Annotated in this window: 12 protein-coding genes; 4 read left to right on the top strand and 8 right to left on the bottom strand. The window is 39.7% G+C overall.

What is annotated here, in order from left to right; genetic code table 11:
- Positions 1 to 204 precede the first annotated feature (204 nt).
- From BLS33_RS06525 to BLS33_RS06515, 3 genes are read left to right on the top strand one after another with little or no spacing between them, the layout of a single operon-like run.
- Positions 205 to 2,400, top strand: a complete 2,196-nt coding sequence (locus BLS33_RS06525) for a PAS domain S-box protein (RefSeq protein ID WP_089886674.1) — start codon at positions 205 to 207, stop codon at positions 2,398 to 2,400.
- A 14-nt stretch (positions 2,401 to 2,414) separates the two neighbouring features.
- Positions 2,415 to 2,816 carry a response regulator gene (locus BLS33_RS06520; protein ID WP_089886673.1) on the top strand — a complete coding sequence of 134 codons (402 nt, stop codon included), beginning with the start codon at positions 2,415 to 2,417 and terminating at the stop codon, positions 2,814 to 2,816.
- Between the two features lie 55 nt (positions 2,817 to 2,871).
- Positions 2,872 to 3,261: a response regulator gene (locus BLS33_RS06515; protein WP_089886672.1), complete on the top strand. Its 390-nt coding sequence runs from the start codon at positions 2,872 to 2,874 to the stop codon at positions 3,259 to 3,261.
- 34 nt (positions 3,262 to 3,295) lie between these two features.
- Here the strand turns inward: BLS33_RS06515 and BLS33_RS06510 are convergent, their stop codons facing one another.
- Together BLS33_RS06510 and BLS33_RS06505 are read right to left on the bottom strand one after the other, a co-directional pair.
- Positions 3,296 to 4,657, bottom strand: coding sequence for a DUF5689 domain-containing protein (locus BLS33_RS06510; protein WP_089887112.1), 1,362 nt, complete (start codon positions 4,655 to 4,657; stop codon positions 3,296 to 3,298).
- 61 nt (positions 4,658 to 4,718) lie between these two features.
- Positions 4,719 to 7,448, bottom strand: coding sequence for a carboxypeptidase-like regulatory domain-containing protein (locus BLS33_RS06505; protein WP_089886671.1), 2,730 nt, complete (start codon positions 7,446 to 7,448; stop codon positions 4,719 to 4,721).
- Between the two features lie 83 nt (positions 7,449 to 7,531).
- On the opposite strand from BLS33_RS06505, the gene BLS33_RS06500 reads away from it, so the two are divergent.
- Positions 7,532 to 8,614 carry an endonuclease/exonuclease/phosphatase family protein gene (locus BLS33_RS06500; protein ID WP_089886670.1) on the top strand — a complete coding sequence of 361 codons (1,083 nt, stop codon included), beginning with the start codon at positions 7,532 to 7,534 and terminating at the stop codon, positions 8,612 to 8,614.
- A 26-nt stretch (positions 8,615 to 8,640) separates the two neighbouring features.
- On the opposite strand, the gene BLS33_RS06495 is transcribed toward BLS33_RS06500, so the two are convergent.
- From BLS33_RS06495 to BLS33_RS06470, 6 genes are all read right to left on the bottom strand, one after another.
- Positions 8,641 to 9,231, bottom strand: a complete 591-nt coding sequence (locus tag BLS33_RS06495) for a 3-keto-disaccharide hydrolase (protein ID WP_089886669.1) — start codon at positions 9,229 to 9,231, stop codon at positions 8,641 to 8,643.
- Positions 9,232 to 9,319: 88 nt separating this feature from the next.
- A complete protein-coding gene (locus tag BLS33_RS06490) occupies positions 9,320 to 9,760 on the bottom strand; it encodes a hypothetical protein (RefSeq protein WP_089886668.1) in 441 nt (146 codons plus the stop codon).
- A 92-nt stretch (positions 9,761 to 9,852) separates the two neighbouring features.
- Complete coding sequence (locus BLS33_RS06485) at positions 9,853 to 12,555, bottom strand: TonB-dependent receptor (RefSeq protein WP_089886667.1); 2,703 nt, start codon at positions 12,553 to 12,555, stop codon at positions 9,853 to 9,855.
- A 180-nt stretch (positions 12,556 to 12,735) separates the two neighbouring features.
- Positions 12,736 to 14,373 carry a glucose-6-phosphate isomerase gene (pgi, locus tag BLS33_RS06480; protein ID WP_089886666.1) on the bottom strand — a complete coding sequence of 546 codons (1,638 nt, stop codon included), beginning with the start codon at positions 14,371 to 14,373 and terminating at the stop codon, positions 12,736 to 12,738.
- 1 nt (position 14,374) lies between these two features.
- Positions 14,375 to 15,664: a peptidoglycan DD-metalloendopeptidase family protein gene (locus tag BLS33_RS06475; protein WP_089886665.1), complete on the bottom strand. Its 1,290-nt coding sequence runs from the start codon at positions 15,662 to 15,664 to the stop codon at positions 14,375 to 14,377.
- 2 nt (positions 15,665 to 15,666) lie between these two features.
- Positions 15,667 to 16,635, bottom strand: coding sequence for a tryptophan 2,3-dioxygenase family protein (locus BLS33_RS06470; RefSeq protein WP_089886664.1), 969 nt, complete (start codon positions 16,633 to 16,635; stop codon positions 15,667 to 15,669).
- Positions 16,636 to 16,641 lie beyond the last annotated feature (6 nt).

Here is a 16,641-nt window from a genome sequence, read left to right as displayed (position 1 = left end):
TAAATATATTCATAATACTCTCATTTTAGGTTGTTTACAATGCACAAATAGCATTCATTCATGCCTTTTATCATCATATCAAATAAAATTCGTCCATCTAATCCACTATTTTCTAAAAGGGAATCAATTGTCTGACAATTTTTAGGTTATTTCCCACGTTAGATATAATAATCGTATTTTTAGACTAACTAAACGCTCACCATCTTGCAAACTTTGTCCGTTCATTCCTTCATTGAGGATGCACCAACCTCAATTGCCATTTTAGATGAAGAACTGTGTTTTATCAGTTATTCTAAACATTGGTTGAAGGAATTCCAAATTTCCGATAAGGACATCACCGGCAAATTATACTACGACATTTTTCCTGAGACGCCTTTAGCGCTTAAAAAAGCCCTTCAACAATGTCTTAAAGGTAAGACCAGCAGCAATGAAGGTGCCAAGTTCCTACAAGACGATGGAAAAGTACAGTGGCTCAAATGGAAAATAAATCCATGGAAAATGGACGATGGAAAGGTGGGTGGCCTCGTCATTGCCCAAGAGGATATAACTTCACAAAAGCGCAGGGAAGAAATTTTTTTGAAGGCACAAAATGTAGCTAAAATAGGAGGTTGGGAGCTTGATTTGGTCACCAACGATATCTATTGGACAGATACAACCAAAGAAATTCATGAAGTCCCTTCGAATTTTGAGGCTGACCTGGAAAACGCAATCACCTTTTATAAAGCCGGTGAGCATCGGGATAAGATTACTAAGCTTGTGGGCGAGGCTCTATCAAAAGGAACACCTTGGGACACCGAACTTATTATTATCACCGCAAAAGGAAGGGAACGCTGGGTACATGCAAAGGGGGAAACCGAGATGCACAATGGTAAATGTGTTCGAGTCTTCGGAACTTTTCAGGATATTGATGAACAGAAGAAAGCGAAAGTTAAATACCAAGCGGTTGCCGAACGTCTAAAACTTGCTACCAAAGCTGCACAAATTGGCATATGGGATTTAGATCTTACTAAGAATATGCTTGTATGGGATGATAATATGTACAATTTGCACGGGGTCTCAAAAAAAGATTTTTCGGCCAGTTATGATTCTTGGGCCCTAACCGTGCACCCTGATGACTTGGCACAAGTCGAAATACAGGTCGACGAAGCCGTTAAAGGCTTAAAAGACCTCAAAATGGAATTTAGAATCATCTGGCCTGATGGATCGATACGTTACCTTATGGGTATGGGGAAAACTATTAAGGATGCCAATGGAAACCCTACAAAAATGGTCGGTGCCAATTGGGACATAACCGAACTGAAAACTGCCCAATTGCAATTATTAAGAAGCAGGGAATCATTTCTCGGAGCCTTTGAAAATTCAACGCTTGGCATGGCCATGATTGGTATAGATGGTAAATGGCTCCAAGTAAATGAGAGTATCTGTAAAAGTATAGGCTATGAAAGACATGAACTTCTAAAGCTTACTTTTCAAGATGTAACACACCCAGAAGATTTACAGAGCGACTTAAATTTATTGAAAGAATTAGTTTCGGGCAAGCGTGACAGCTATCAAATCGAAAAGCGGTATTTTCATAAAAAAGGTCACCTAGTCTATGTTATTCTCACTGTAACAGGAGTAAGGGAAATCAACGGAGAGCTATCCCATTTTTTATCTCAAATCATGGATATCACTTCTCGCATAGAGGCTGAGAAAAAGTTGACCCAATTGCTCGAGGTGACTGAAAAACAGAATACAAGTCTCTTAAACTTTGCCCATATCGTTTCACACAATCTTAGGTCACACTCAAGCAATTTATCAATGCTGACCGGGTTTTTGAGCAGTGAAGAAGATGAAGATGAGCAGCGCAATTTAATCACAATGTTAGATGCAGCTTCTGAGAGCCTCAACGAGACCGTCTTGCATTTAAACGAAGTAGTTCAGGTAAAATCCGGAGCCTTAAATAAATTAAAAGATGTCAATCTTTATAAAACCATTTTAAATGTAGAAAAAAATCTGAGCGGCTTGTTACAAAATAAAAAAACAAAGTGCGTTGTAGATGTCCCGAAACATACTACGATTAAAGGCATACCCGCCTATGTAGATAGTATTTTTCTCAATCTATTCACCAATAGCATTAAATATAGCGCTCCAGATAGGTCACTGAAACTGGTGATTAAAGCCACTGAGACAGACGAAAAGAAAGTCATGGTTACCTTCTCTGACAATGGCTTAGGCATCGACTTGAAAAGGCATAGAAAAAAACTCTTCGGAATGTACAAAACATTTCACCGTAATAAAGATGCCAAGGGCATTGGCCTTTTTATAACCAAAAACCAAATTGAAGCCATGAATGGAAGCATAGCCGTAAATAGTACGGTTGACGTAGGAACAAAATTTACGCTCTTTTTTGACAAATAAACACTCAAACGAAAATGAAAAAATTTGAAAGCACCTGCATCATTGATGATGATCCCATTTTTATCTATGGAACAAAAAGGGTCATGAAAGAAGTGGGCTTCTGCAATAAAATCATGGTTTTTAATAATGGCCAAGATGCTATTGAAGCACTCACTGAAATGGTCGGTCAAAATAAAGAACTACCAGAAATCATTTTTGTAGACTTGAACATGCCCATAATGAACGGATGGGAATTTCTAGAAGACTTTGTTAAAATTCCCAATAAGAATAGGAAAGCGGTAACCGTATATATTATAAGTTCTTCTGTAGACCCCAGAGATTTAGAGCGTGTTAAAAATTATGAAGTGGTAAATAACTATATTTTAAAACCCATTTCCTCCAAAGATTTAGAGGATATACTTAATAGCTTGCGGTAAGCACTTTATCTAGCCTTCAAACCGCTTCTACCTAAATAAACCCCCAAATCTAGTTATGAAAAAAGTAGAGACCGTTTATATTATCGATGATGACGAAATAGCGATATTCTGTATAAAAAAATCGCTAAAGCAAATCGCCTTCTGTGATAATTTAATCATATTTAATGATGGTATTACTGCACTCGACCATTTTGTAAAGCTCGCTAAGAACAACATAAAATCATCATCGATTATTTTTCTTGATATCAACATGCCTGAAATGAGTGGTTGGCATTTTCTAGAAGAGCTCAAAAATATTTCTGGAAACGAGGCTGGCAAAGATGGAATATATGTCATGTCTTCATCTCTTGACGTTGCTGATATAGAAAAGGTACACAACAACAGTCTTGCAACAAAATTTTTACCCAAACCCGTGACTTCAGCATTGTTGCTCGATATTTTTTAGAAAATAGAATGTATACGCCATCCTATTTCACACGTCAATTTCGCACGCCAGGCGTAAAATCGTTCGGTGCGTTCTGCGGCTGGTTCATGGTTCCCGAATCGCCTGTATCATTGTAAATTACCCATTCGTCGGAGGAGTATATAGCATTCGCTTTCGTAATTTCAATATTACGAAGCGCCCTGCCATCTTCAAATTCGTGATCGGTGCCAGACCCATCTTCTCCGATTACCCCAAATACATCGATGACAACTCCGAAAGGATCAACAAGTTCAAAGTTATCATCCCCGTTCGAGTCGGCCGGACTACCCGTTCCTATTCCTAAATTTGGGGCAAACCCATACACTATTTCAAACTCCGAAGCATTGGGAGAAATTACAAAGGTGCTTTCCGCTTCAATAACATTATCAGATAAATCGAGTGTTGAACTAATTTCAGTGCTAGCATTCGTATAGCGACGCAAAGTCCATCCTTTTAAACTGAGTGATTCTGAATTTGAATTATAGAGTTCTACAAAACGCGCACTCGAATTATTATCAGGGTCGGCCAACTCTGATATAAAAATAGCAGTCGATGTGAATTCATCGACAACGTCTTCACACCGTTCTTGCGAAAAATCAAAATCGTTTAAATCGCGTACCGCTAATTGGTATTCATCATTTTGCCTAAGCAGCACCCCGGTAACACCTCCACTACCGTTGGGCAAAATTTCTGCACTGAAATCTGCAAAACCACTGTTCAATAACACAATTTCATTATCATAACAGTCTATAAGGGTTCGCTCCGTTTCTTTGCCATCTAAAGCAAAGGTCTGCCCCAATTCTTGTTCAAGAAATTCAACCCTTTCGAACCTCACCAAGGTATTGGTTTGATTTTTATTTAAACTATCAATCGAAACTTGGGTCGGCGCAATATCTACTGCTTGATCACAGGAGGTAAAAATATGGTTGTCAACTATTGCCGCTGGTAATCTCCCAACCGATATGTTTCCAAAGGAAGTGAAGACCCCTCCAATTTTATAGACATCTTTACTTTTACCTAGATATAATCCTTTAAGTTTTATAATAATTTTACTCCCGATGGGATAAAACAGGTGTGCATCACGAACATCTATTTCAATCTGAAAGCCTTCGGTTGGTGCAATAGGCCTGTCTTGAAAATGTAGTATACTAAAAAAGTTCCCCGCTTCATCGGAAGACACCACATAACCTTCAATGGCGAGGTCTTCCTGAATTTGCAGCGTTTCGTTCATATACAATCCCTTTATTTCCGTATAAGTGCTGTTAGTGATTACCGACGTATCGCAAAGGCGTTTAGGCGAATCGAAGTTTCGGTCATCGACACATGAAAGAACTAGCCAACAACTCAAGAGGCCTATTATTTTATTATTGTTCTTCATGAACAGTTCTGTTATTGTCTTAATCGTTCGCACAATATTTGAAAACCCTTTATACCATATTTTAAAAACTGAATGCCACATTTAAGAAATAGGTTCTGCCGTAACCATACCAATACTTTGGTGCAAATGAGGGTGTACCACTCAGATTATCTTGCTGCAATTGTCCGAAATTGCCATTTCTACTCTGTTCATAACCTCCTGTTCTAAAAACGGCATCAAACACATTATTGATACTCACAAAAATGCTGATATATTTACCCTTCTTTAACCATGATTTACCACCCACTATATTTAATAAATAAAAATCGTCCAATGGCTTTTGCTCTAGTAATTTATTTACATTTTCCGCTGTGGCATCGGGAAAGGGCGCTCCTGTTTCAGGGTTTAAATAAAAACTAGACGTTCTAGTAATCGTTGAAATGGCCGCATAATTATTTCCCAAATAATTGGCAGTGACGGACAACCACCAATATTTTGGGTCACGATATTCTACGCCAAACGCAAATGCTTTCTGTGGCCCTTGTGCTAAATTGTAATCTTTGATGTTGGCCACACCCAAATCAATGAATCCGTCAGGATTTATCAAATCTTCCTCCGATCCTGCGGTATCGAAATTGATAGAAACATTGGGATAACTTGCATAGCGATACTTTCCTAAGGCACCAACAAATGAAAGCTTGACTGCCGATGATAATTGATACCCCAAGCCAACTTCAATACCCATGTGTAATTTATCAAGGTCGGTAAGCACCTCTTGAACAAAATCAGATCCTACACCGGCATCCACAAAGAAGAAATTAATATCAGTCGTATTTTGAAAACGGGAATAGAAGCCCGTGAGCCGTCCGGTCAATTTTGGTAACCGAAGAAAATAATTCAAATCAACAGTCGACACTGTCTCACTCTGTAAAGCGGGAACAATTTGGTTATTTTCCCTCGGATTAATAAACACATTTTGAAGCACAGGAGCTTGTGTTAGCTGAGCGCTTTGAATTGAAACCCAGTGTCTTCCTGTAAGCTTATAGGTAAAGCCGCCCTTGGTGCCATAATTTGTAAATTGTGCCTTTTCACTTTTACCAAACGAATCATCAAGAAATCGCTCATTCTGAAACAGCCCTTCCCGTTGGAAAGCTGATGCGTTATAATTTCCGGATAAAAAAGCATTCCAGTTCAATTCTTCGTAGCGAAATTGAGCGAAAGCTATAAATCGAATAGCATCTATTTCATAACGATAATTGAAAATGCCTCCTTCACTCTTACGAACTTGTCCTTTGGCATCGTTCAGCGTATTCGAAAACGGGTCGGAATCTTCATGGAAAAGTGCTCCCAACAAATCTTGAATTTCGGCGTAATTATGCGATTGTAACTTTTTATACATCAACCCAAAGTCCGTTTGCAGTTTTGAATTAATATTCCAATTTGCGGTAGTATTTGCTATAAATTGACGGTCTTGGGCCACGTCGTCGTAATAGACATAAGCAGCCTTTTCCCTGCTATTTGCGACATATAGTTTTTGCCAATCCATTTGCGAATTTTTCAAAAGACCCTTCTCAGCAAGATTGGCACTAGGAAAGTTGGCACCGATGGGACTGTTTATTGAAAAACTAGGCAAATAACGATAGTAGGTCGCATCAGGGTTTGGTGCATTATAATACCCCAGCCGACTTCTGGTATTGATTCCAAACTGGTATGCGACACCCGTGTTCAAGCTGAAAGTTTCAGATTCATAGAAATGATTAAACATTAAAATGGGTTCGGCTATTTTGCGCTCCCGTGAATTTCTAATCTTATCATTTTGAAACCCCCAATACGGATTATACCGCTTCCCCAACAGCTCAAAAACCTCTTCGGTAACAGCCGACGAACGCCCTCTGCGATTGCTGGCCAATATACCCGTAAAATTAAAGCTATTCTTTTTGTTGATTTGATACTCCAAAGCACCAAAAAAAGAATACGCATCGTATAAAGTCCCATCGATATAACCCTCTTTGGCCCATCTTCTAGAGCCTGAAATAGAATAATACAGGCCTTTGTCAGGAGCGCCCGAAGTATATGTGGCCATTAATCTTCCAGCATAGGTTCTATTTGACGCTGATGAGGACAAACGAGTCCCCGCTCGGAATTTTGAAGGTCTTGTGTCAATATTTGTATTGCCCAAGATGCCTCCAAAAGTAACATCGGAAGGTGCCAACCCGTTTGTGTATTGTTGGTTTCTCGTTACATCGTTAAGTCCGCCCCAATTGTTCCACTGCGGCCGGCCATCGAACATTTTATTCATGGATATGCCATTGATAAGTACTTCTCCATTTTGTGAATCATAGCCGCGTACGCGAAAGAATGCCTGTCCAAAATCAAATGCAGCGCGGTTTAGAAAAACATCACGTGTAGCCCGTAAGAGTCCTGCCGAGTTGGCGTCGGCTTCATCGTCAAGCAATTCAGCGTCTGTTAATGTTATCAGGTTATCTGCCTGTTCCATTGTTAAATCTTTTTCCAAGTATATTGTACCAATATCCACCCCAAAACCTTCAAGTACCACTGGAATTCGTTTCAACTCATATTCAATGCCAGTGAGGTTCAGAATCACCTCACCGGACAAGTCAACCTTCAACGTAAAAGCACCAGCACTATTAGTTTTAACCGAAAAAGAAGACCCCTCAATAGAAATTGAAGAATTCTCAATCGGGTGTTTTGTACGATTATCAAAAACACTTCCCGATATGACAAAATCTTCTTGAGCCGACAGCAAATGAATCGACGAAAACAAGAGAATAAATAAAACTAGGACTCTCATTACCAACAGTTAATGAATGTTCTTACAATAAATATATCAATATATTGTAAGAATTTACGCTATTTATATCTTAAATTAGATGTTTGAAATCAATGAAGACTTTCAGAATTATATTAATACTAGCTATTCTTTCTCAATTGGGAACGGTTGCTCAAGACTCGCGTCAATACCAAATTCGAACTATTGCATTTTATAATGTGGAGAATTTGTTCGACACAACCAATGATTCGCTAACGTTCGATGATGACAGAACTCCAACCGGTAAAGACCAATGGACGGAAGAAAGATATTGGCATAAAGTAGATCACATTGCAAAAGTTATTTCTGAAATCGGGTCAAGCATCACTGCAACCTCTCCGGATATTGTCGGTCTTTGCGAAGTCGAAAACCGACAAGTACTCGAAGATTTGATACATCACCCAAAGCTTGAACATAAAGATTATGGCATCGTTCATTTCGATTCTCCCGATGAACGAGGAATAGATGTAGCCCTATTGTATAAAAAAGCGGCCTTCTTGCCAACTACATCTGCCAGCCACAGACTACTTTTAATTAATAATAACGATAAGCGGGATTATACTCGTGACCAACTGATCGTAGGAGGGCTACTCGATGATGAAGAAATACATATTATAGTCAATCATTGGCCCTCTCGAAGCGGAGGGGAAGCTCGTAGCCAACCCAATCGAATTGCAGCTGCCAAATTAAATAAGCACATTATCGACTCGGTTCAACGAATTAATGATATTGCAAAAATCATTAGTATGGGAGATTTAAATGATGACCCCGTGGATGATAGTCTAAAAAAGATTTTGAAAACAAAAGGGAAGCAAAAAAATTTAGAAGCTGGGGATTTGTTCAACCCTATGGAAAAGCTTTTTAGAAAAGGAATAGGGTCTTTGGCCTATCGTGATAAATGGAATTTATTTGACCAAATTTTCTTTACCAGCCATCTTATCAATACCGAAAAAAACAGCTATTCCTATTGGAAAGCGGGTGTTTTTACCAAACCTTATCTGATGACCACAAAAGGGCAGTACAGGGGCTACCCCTATCGAACCTATTCAGGAGGAAATTACACTGGAGGGTACAGTGACCATTTTCCAGTGTATCTCTATTTAATAAAAGAAAAACTCCCCACTGATCATTTTACCAATGGGGAGTAATGCTTTAAAGCACTTTGCTATTCAGTCTACAATTCTTTAATCTTGATATTGCGCCATTTTACTTTAATACCGCCACCATCATGGATCTGTAATGCGACCGAGCCTTCGCCTTGTCCTATTTTTTCATCGGTTATGTCAACCATTTCGGTTCCGTTAAGCCACGAAGTTAATTGATCGCCCTTCACCCGAATTTTCATTTTATTCCATTTACCCATTTTTAGGGCTTTGTCTTTTTCGGGATCTGGTTTTATCAACCACCCACGGCCATAAGATTCGTAAACCCCGCCCGTACTATGCCCTGGGGGGGCAACTTCTACTTGCCAGCCACTTACTTTTGTACCATCTACGGTAGACCTAATAAAAACTCCGCTATTACCATTGGCTTCTTGTTTGAATTCAAGGGTGAGTTCGAAATCTTTATAATGTTCGTTGGTCCCGAAATAACCATAGGCCTTATCCGGGCCACTCTCACAGACCAACAATCCGTCTTCGACATACCACTTTTCAGTACCATAGATCGTCCATCCATCTAGATTTTCTCCATTAAAGAGCTTTTTTTTCTGTGCGAACGTCAAGGTTGAAAAAAGAATTGTAACTAATAGGAGTATTTTTTTCATTCGTAATGTGTTTTAGTATTTAATTATCGTTTACAATATTAAGAAGTGTTATTTAGATGCCCTTTTCACTTCAATGGGCACAATAAAATCAATTGAACCACTGGCCCCATGGAATACGGCTCAAAATCAAAATCAGCCCCAAACCATAAAAAATGGCAATACTCTTAAATTTCTTATTCCCCTCGATAAACTTCTTATGACGTGACCAACCTACAGTTATTAGGGTTACGGCAATTATATTTATAAAAGGGTGCTCGACGGCCAACAATCGTGCCGGTGCGTTTAAACCGCCCATACCGAGCGTCTGTATGGCCTGAAGGCCGCTTGGGGAAACAAAGAACAGAATCAACCCGACAATCAGCATCAAATGAGTCAAAATCAATGCAAAAAGACTTAGTCGAAAATCTTTTTCGGGTGTAAACATTTTATTGCTGGCAAGGCCCGAAATGGCATTGCCCACTGCCAAAAAAAGAATGGCCAATACGATATAAGCCAAATAGGAATGGAGGGTAAGTATTACTTCGTACATATCTCAGGTTTTAAGCGGTTAAATGTAGCAAATTTTGCCCACAAAAAAACCCTGCGTATTGGCAGGGTTTTCATTTTTTATAAAAGCTATGCTTAGAAACTGTACCGTAGACTTAGGTTCCATGTTCTTCCAAAACCGAAAAACGCTTTGTTACTGGTAGCAATACCTTCATAGGTAGTATCTCCACTGCCAGGAAAAGTGTTGGTCAACGATTCTGCAAAATACTCGGTATTGAATACATTGTTTACGTTAAGGGCCAAGCCTATCGCATTTTGACCTCCGAATTTAAACGTATAATAAGCTCCGGCATCGAATAAATTATAGGTTGGCAATCGCAATGAACCTTGGTGGTTCGGTTGATCAAAATCTTCGGCCAAAATATCGGCATACAATTTAGCCGCAGTAAACCAGTTTGCACTCAATTTCAATCTCTCGACGGGTCTGATGATCATTTCCAAATTTGAGGTAAACTGAGCGGCGTTACCGACTTTCACCCCATCTAAATATAGATTGACATCATCATCGATAACATTTTGACTGTCATCAAAGGCAACCCCATTTACATTACCGGCATACTCCCAATCGCCGAGGGAAATCATACCTCTAAACTGTACAATTTCAGACGCTCTATAATCGGCCTCTATTTCAACACCTTTGTGTACTTGCTCGACGCCTGAAATATTGGCAAACCCTTCATCTCCTGTCGTAGTCTCGACCTCAACGTTGATAAACCTATCTTTCCAAGAAGTTCTATATACATTTAACTTTGCCCTGAAATCGCCTAGGTTAAGTCCATAACCTGCCTCTAAACCAAAAATCTTTTCATTTCTATAATCCGGGTTTACATCATTAACGAAGTTCAGGAATATAGCGTCGAAATTGGGTTGTTTCGAATAGTAGCCACCATTGACAAAGACGTTGTTTTCGTCGTTGATATTTACGTTCAATCCTCCTTTAATGTTTCCTCCCAAAATATTTTCCCAATCGGATTCTTGCTCGGGATCCGAATCTAAATAGTTGAAATAATCGATTCTCTTAAAACCTTGTTGTGATATTCCTCCTTGAACAAAGGCCGAAACAACTTCTGTTTTGTATTCCATTTGACCAAAGGCGCCATACCATCTTACCAGCCCATCGTTGTAATAATCGATTTTCTCTTCTTTGTCTATATCCTTAAATACGTTTAGAATCGATGAGAAATCAGACGCTACGGTCGCATTTTGGCGTACAATATGCTCAGGAGCGTTAACGTCATTGGTGTCTAAATAGCCATCGGCTCCCAATAAGTTATCTACTCTTCTGTAGTGAATTCCTTTGTAGCTTCTTAGGTCAACACCAAAATCATAACTGAATTTTTCGTTGATATCGGTATGCAAATTTGCAATAAGGCCAAACCAGTTATGTGAGTTCATTGAAGCTCTTCGTGTCAAACCATCGCCGAAATCCGTTGTCAAAAATTCACCATCATCATTGGGGCTTAATTGATAATCCCTGCCATCATAAAAAGTAACAGCTTCTCCCCCATTGAACCTTGATATCAAATCGTAGTCTACCTGACCGTTTTCAGGATTTCTATACCGGCTTGAGCTAGCAAAACCGAAACCTGGACCTGAACCAATATCACCAGTACCGCCACCTCTACCAAAAGAAGCATACGCTGAAGTGGACAAGGTCGACTTTTCGCTCATTTTCCATTCCCAAGTCAAAGAAGTCACTGGCTTATGATAGAAATTACTTCTCCAGCCAAAATCTTCACCATTTAAAGAGCCATAGTTGTAGTTGTACTTGTCACCATATTCTAAGTAATCTTCGACCGTAGCAACATTAAAGAAACTGGTCGTTCTTTGATCATGTACCTGTGGTGCACCTGTGAGTATAAATTGAAAGCTATGCTTTTCGTTGGGTTCGTATCCCAGTCCGATAAAATAATTATACCCTTCAAACTTAGTACCATCGATGTAACCGTCACCAGCTGTTCTACCCAACAAGACCGAGGCGGCAAAACCACCATCAGATTTACCTGTATTGTAGGCTACGTTGGTTTTAAGATATCCATCATTACCCATGCCAACAGTAACGGCACCGCCTTGAGACTGCTCAGTGGTCTTTGTTATGATGTTTATCGTTCCACCTACCGAAGAAATAGCCAGTTTGGAAGACCCTAGCCCTCTTTGAACCTGCATACCTGTGGTAACATCGCTAAGACCTGCCCAGTTACTCCAATATACAGCACCGTTTTCCATATCATTAACGGGAATTCCGTTGACCATAATTGCGATATTCGGAGATTCAAATCCACGAACATTGACTCGGCCATCGCCAAAACCTCCGCCTGATTTGGTAGCATAAACAGATGGTGTAGATTTTAAGAGTTCAGGAAACTCCTGTGAACCCAACTTTTCCCTAATCTCAGTAGCCCTGATCGTCGATACGGCAACTGGAGTTTCACGGTCTTTGGCGATATCCATGATACCTGTTACTACCACGCCTTCCAATTCTTCGGCATCGGGTAACAACGAAATAGTGCCAATAGCACCGACAGCGGTATAGTTCACCTTCTTAGTGACAAATCCGATATAGGATACCAACAAGGTTCCTGTATTTTTGGAAACCTCTATGACAAAATTTCCGTCAAAATCTGATGTGGTACCATTCGTAGTCCCTTGAACAACCACATTCGCCCCAGGTAGTGGCTCACCCAGCTCGACATCGGTAACCGTACCGGTAATCGTTCCTTGTGAAATAGCGGTAGAGGCAATAAACAACGCAACCAGCACGAAATAAATTTTCTTCATTATTTTTTAGTTTAGGGTTTCTTAAAGAGATGCAAATGTGCCGCAAATACACCACATTTAGATTAAGAAAATGTTAAATTTGTTAAATTAGCTGTCTCAAAATTAACACTTTACACCTAAAGAAAAGCATCTAAAAAAAAGAAGTTATCATACTTTATGAAGAAAAAGGAAAACGCTAAATCACTTCTTAAAATCTTGAAGAAGTTGTAATGTAGAGGCATCATGACTAGAGATTTCGGAATTTTCAATGTCTCCTAAAATTGCACCTGCCAACTGCTTACCCAGTTCAACGCCCCATTGGTCGTAGCTGAAAATATTCCAGATTACCCCTTGCACGAATATTTTATGCTCATAAAGTGCAATCAAACTGCCCAAACTCTTTGGCGTAAGTTTATCGATCAGCATGGTATTGGTAGGCTTGTTGCCCGCAAATACTTTAAATGGCAGCAATTTGGCTAGCTCGGCTTCGGAAAGCAATTTGCCCTCAAGCTCTTCACGCACCTGCTCTTCGGTCTTCCCGTTCATTAGTGCTTCGGTCTGAGCAAAGAAATTGGCCATCAATTTGTTGTGATGATCATCATCGCCATAAAGTGATTTTTTGAACCCAATAAAGTCTACTGGAATCAGTTTTGTGCCCTGATGTATCAGTTGAAAGAATGCGTGTTGTGAATTCGTACCGGGCTCGCCCCAAATAATTGTACCCGTTTGATAGGTCACGGGGTTACCATTTCTATCGACACTTTTACCATTACTTTCCATAATGCCCTGCTGCAAATATGCAGAGAACCTACTCAAGTATTGGGCATAAGGTATAATGGCTTCGGTCTCCGCACCGTAAAAATTATTATACCACACACTTAATAAAGCCAGTATTACCGGTATATTTTGGTCTAAATCTTCCGATTTAAAATGCTCGTCCATTTCATTGGCACCAGTCAAAAGGGCATCGAAATTTTCAAACCCCACCGCCAAGGCAATGGAAAGACCAACAGCGCTCCATAGCGAAAATCGGCCTCCGACCCAATCCCACATTGGGAATACATTTTCTGCGTCTATACCAAACTCCGCTATTTTCTCGGTATTCGTCGATACAGCGGCAAAATGTTTGGCTATATCTTGTTGTGTTCCGTGTTTTAAGAACCATTTTTTAATGGTCGTTGCATTACTCAAGGTTTCTTGCGTAGTAAATGTCTTTGATACCACAACGAAAAGCGTAGTCTCAGGATCGAGTTCCCTTAAAATTTCATGAACATGGTCGCCATCAACATTGCTTACGAAATAGGTCTTAAACTGATTCTTATAAAATTTCAGGGCTTCGGTCACCATGGCAGGTCCCAAATCTGAACCTCCAATACCAATATTGACAATTGTGGTAAAGGGCTTGCCGGTATACCCCTTTTTGTCTCCTGATATTACGGCATCGGTAAACTTCTTTATCTTCTCTTTAACCTCATATATCTCGGGCATCACATTTTCACCATCGACTAAAACCGTATCGGTTTTTTTGCCGCGAAGCGCCGTATGAAGTACGGCACGACCTTCGGTCTGGTTGATAAGGTCACCTCCAAAATAAGCTTTGATAGCCTCTTTCAACTTAACCTCATCGGCTAGTTGTAACAGTAGTTGTAAGGTTTCTTTTGAAATTCGATTTTTCGAAAAATCGACCAAAAAATCATTCCATCGTACGCTAAAATTAGTAGCTCTTTTTGCATCTGCGGCAAATAGCTCCTTTAGATGGACGTCTTTTGTTTCTTTATAATGTCGTTCTAATTTTTTCCAAGCTTCAGTAGTAGTAGGGTCAGTGTTCTGCAGTGACATTTTATTGATTCAATGTTAGTAGTTCTTCACTTTCATCATCCAGTTTTTCTGGATAAACGATACAATCCAATTGTGTTTTCTTTGGATTAATATAGGCAAAATAATCGGGGCGTAACGCTTCATCAAGTGGTTCTGCCAAAGGCAACTCCTCGCGCAACGGATCTACTTGGCTCCCATTCCTCCAAAAACGATAGCATACATGGGGTCCGCTGGTGTTCCCGGTCATACCGATCCATCCGATAATATCACCCTGACGCACAAAATCACCTCTACGTACTTTTTGCTTCTGCATGTGCAAATACTGGGTACTATAGGTGCCATTATGCCGTATTTTTACATATTTGCCATTACCGCCTTTTCGTGTAGATTCGGTTACCGTACCATCGGCAGTTGCCATAATGGGCGTTCCGACGGGAGCGGCGTAATCTGTTCCACGGTGTGGCCTTACTTTATTGCCATAATACCGTATTCTTCTCTTTAGGTTGTAGCGCGATGAGATTCTACTGAACTGAACCGGTGCCCTTAGAAAAGTTCTTCTAAGATTGTTCGCCTCTTCATCAAAATAATCGATCATACTTTTGAGCGAATCATTTTCATAGGCAAAAGCATATATGGGTCTACCATTATGCTCAAAATAAGCTGATTCTATAGGCCCTGCACCCGCATAAATAGTATCATTAATGTACTTTTCTTTATAAATGACCTTGAACTTGTCTCCTTTTTGCAAACGAAAAAAGTCAATGGTCCATGCGTATACTTCGGAAAGTTTATTGGTAATATTATAATCAATACCCTGGTCCAAAATGGCCTCTGACAATGAAGTTTCAATTATACCTGAAGCTTCACGCTCCACATATTTCACTTCTTTACTCTTTTTGTAGGCCACAACACTATCCCTGAAATCTACTACCGTATAATTGATGGGATCATTTTGATAGATAAAAACTTCCGCCGTTTCGGTAGTATCTTTGGACTTTAATATAAGATAGGGTTTGCCCAATTGAATTTTTCGAACATCGAAAGTGTCTTTGAAGTCTTGAGAGAGTTTAGCAATTTTAGGATAATCAACCTTATTTTCCAACATCAATTGACCGAAACTGTCTCCTTTTCTAACCGTATCGTGTTTCACCTTAAAATCTTCGAAATTAAAGCCAAACTGTTTTACGACCACAGGTTTTTCAATTGTTTCGACCTCGACCAGATTATTCCTTACTTCCTCGTCCTTTGGTTTTTTGTCATAACAAGATACTGATACTACTAAAATGGACAATAAACACCAAATTTTACGCATTGCTATTCTCTTATTTTATCGGGGTTAAAGATATGGTCTACCCACTGTTTTCCCCAATTATTTAACTCTTGTTTTGTATACAACTCCGGAAAAAATACAATTTTTTGAAAACTTGGCGGAAGATATTCCTTCCAATTGGTGCCTCCTGTAGCTTCTATCTCCCCGGCCTCTTTACCCAAATACCTATGGGCAGAACCCATATGCATCAATGGCCAGTTTACATTTGCATTCATATCTAAAGTCTTTAACGCTTCAACGAGCTCTTTATTATGTCGCTTTTTCTCCGGTAATTGCCTGTATTTATCATAAATAGTACTGTTCTCTACTTGCTTGGCAATACGTATAAGGCGCGGGGTATATCTGTACTCAAATTGCTTTAGGGTCAATGTCTTCTCACCTGTGGTAAGATCGGTGGCACCCTTTTTCCAATACGCATGCTCATATAGCTCCTCTACCGCGTTTTCAGATGAAAACATATTGCGTTCGGTATGGTGCACCAAATTCTCTAAAGGCGTGGCATAGATCTCGATCATTCTGTATTGGGCCGATTGAAATCCGCTAGCCGGCAACAAGGCCATTCTATATTGTAGAAATTGTTCGCGCTCCATACCCTTAATCATGATACTAAAGGATGAAATGAGTGCCTTAAAGTAACTATTTATTCTTCGCGCCTTTTCGATAAAAAATTCGACTCTTTGCGACTTATCATCTACCAGTTGCTTTTGTTCGTGCAATATCAGCTTAAAGTAAAGCTCGGTAATCTGGTGGTACATGATAAAAATTTCCTCATCGGGAAAATAGGTTCTGGGAACCTGAAGGCTCAACAAGGTATCTAAATGAATATAATCCCAATAAGTAAGATAACGCTGATAGAGCAGGCCGTCTAAATACGAGCTTAAATCTTGGCCGGAGTCTTTATATTTTTCTTCGAGTTTGGAAATTTGGGAATCGATACGCGCTTTGTCCTTCATGCGAAT

Origin of the sequence: Kriegella aquimaris (genome assembly GCF_900103215.1) — a bacterium.
In the GTDB taxonomy this organism is placed as follows: Bacteria; Bacteroidota; Bacteroidia; order Flavobacteriales; family Flavobacteriaceae; genus Kriegella; species Kriegella aquimaris.
The sequence above is the reverse complement of the archived record's forward strand: the minus strand, read 5'-3'. Positions and strand labels throughout refer to the sequence as shown.

Bases quoted from the DNA above. Each gene is read 5' to 3' on its own strand.
- BLS33_RS06485 (WP_089886667.1), bottom strand. From the start codon at position 12,555: ATGAAGAAAATTTATTTCGTGCTGGTTGCGTTGTTTATTGCCTCTACC.
- BLS33_RS06515 (WP_089886672.1), top strand. From the start codon at position 2,872: ATGAAAAAAGTAGAGACCGTTTATATTATCGATGATGACGAAATAGCG.
- BLS33_RS06520 (WP_089886673.1), top strand. From the start codon at position 2,415: ATGAAAAAATTTGAAAGCACCTGCATCATTGATGATGATCCCATTTTT.
- BLS33_RS06510 (WP_089887112.1), bottom strand. From the start codon at position 4,657: ATGAAGAACAATAATAAAATAATAGGCCTCTTGAGTTGTTGGCTAGTT.
- BLS33_RS06490 (WP_089886668.1), bottom strand. From the start codon at position 9,760: ATGTACGAAGTAATACTTACCCTCCATTCCTATTTGGCTTATATCGTA.
- BLS33_RS06505 (WP_089886671.1), bottom strand. From the start codon at position 7,448: ATGAGAGTCCTAGTTTTATTTATTCTCTTGTTTTCGTCGATTCATTTG.
- BLS33_RS06475 (WP_089886665.1), bottom strand. From the start codon at position 15,664: ATGCGTAAAATTTGGTGTTTATTGTCCATTTTAGTAGTATCAGTATCT.
- pgi (WP_089886666.1), bottom strand. From the start codon at position 14,373: ATGTCACTGCAGAACACTGACCCTACTACTACTGAAGCTTGGAAAAAA.
- BLS33_RS06495 (WP_089886669.1), bottom strand. From the start codon at position 9,231: ATGAAAAAAATACTCCTATTAGTTACAATTCTTTTTTCAACCTTGACG.
- BLS33_RS06470 (WP_089886664.1), bottom strand. From the start codon at position 16,635: ATGAAGGACAAAGCGCGTATCGATTCCCAAATTTCCAAACTCGAAGAA.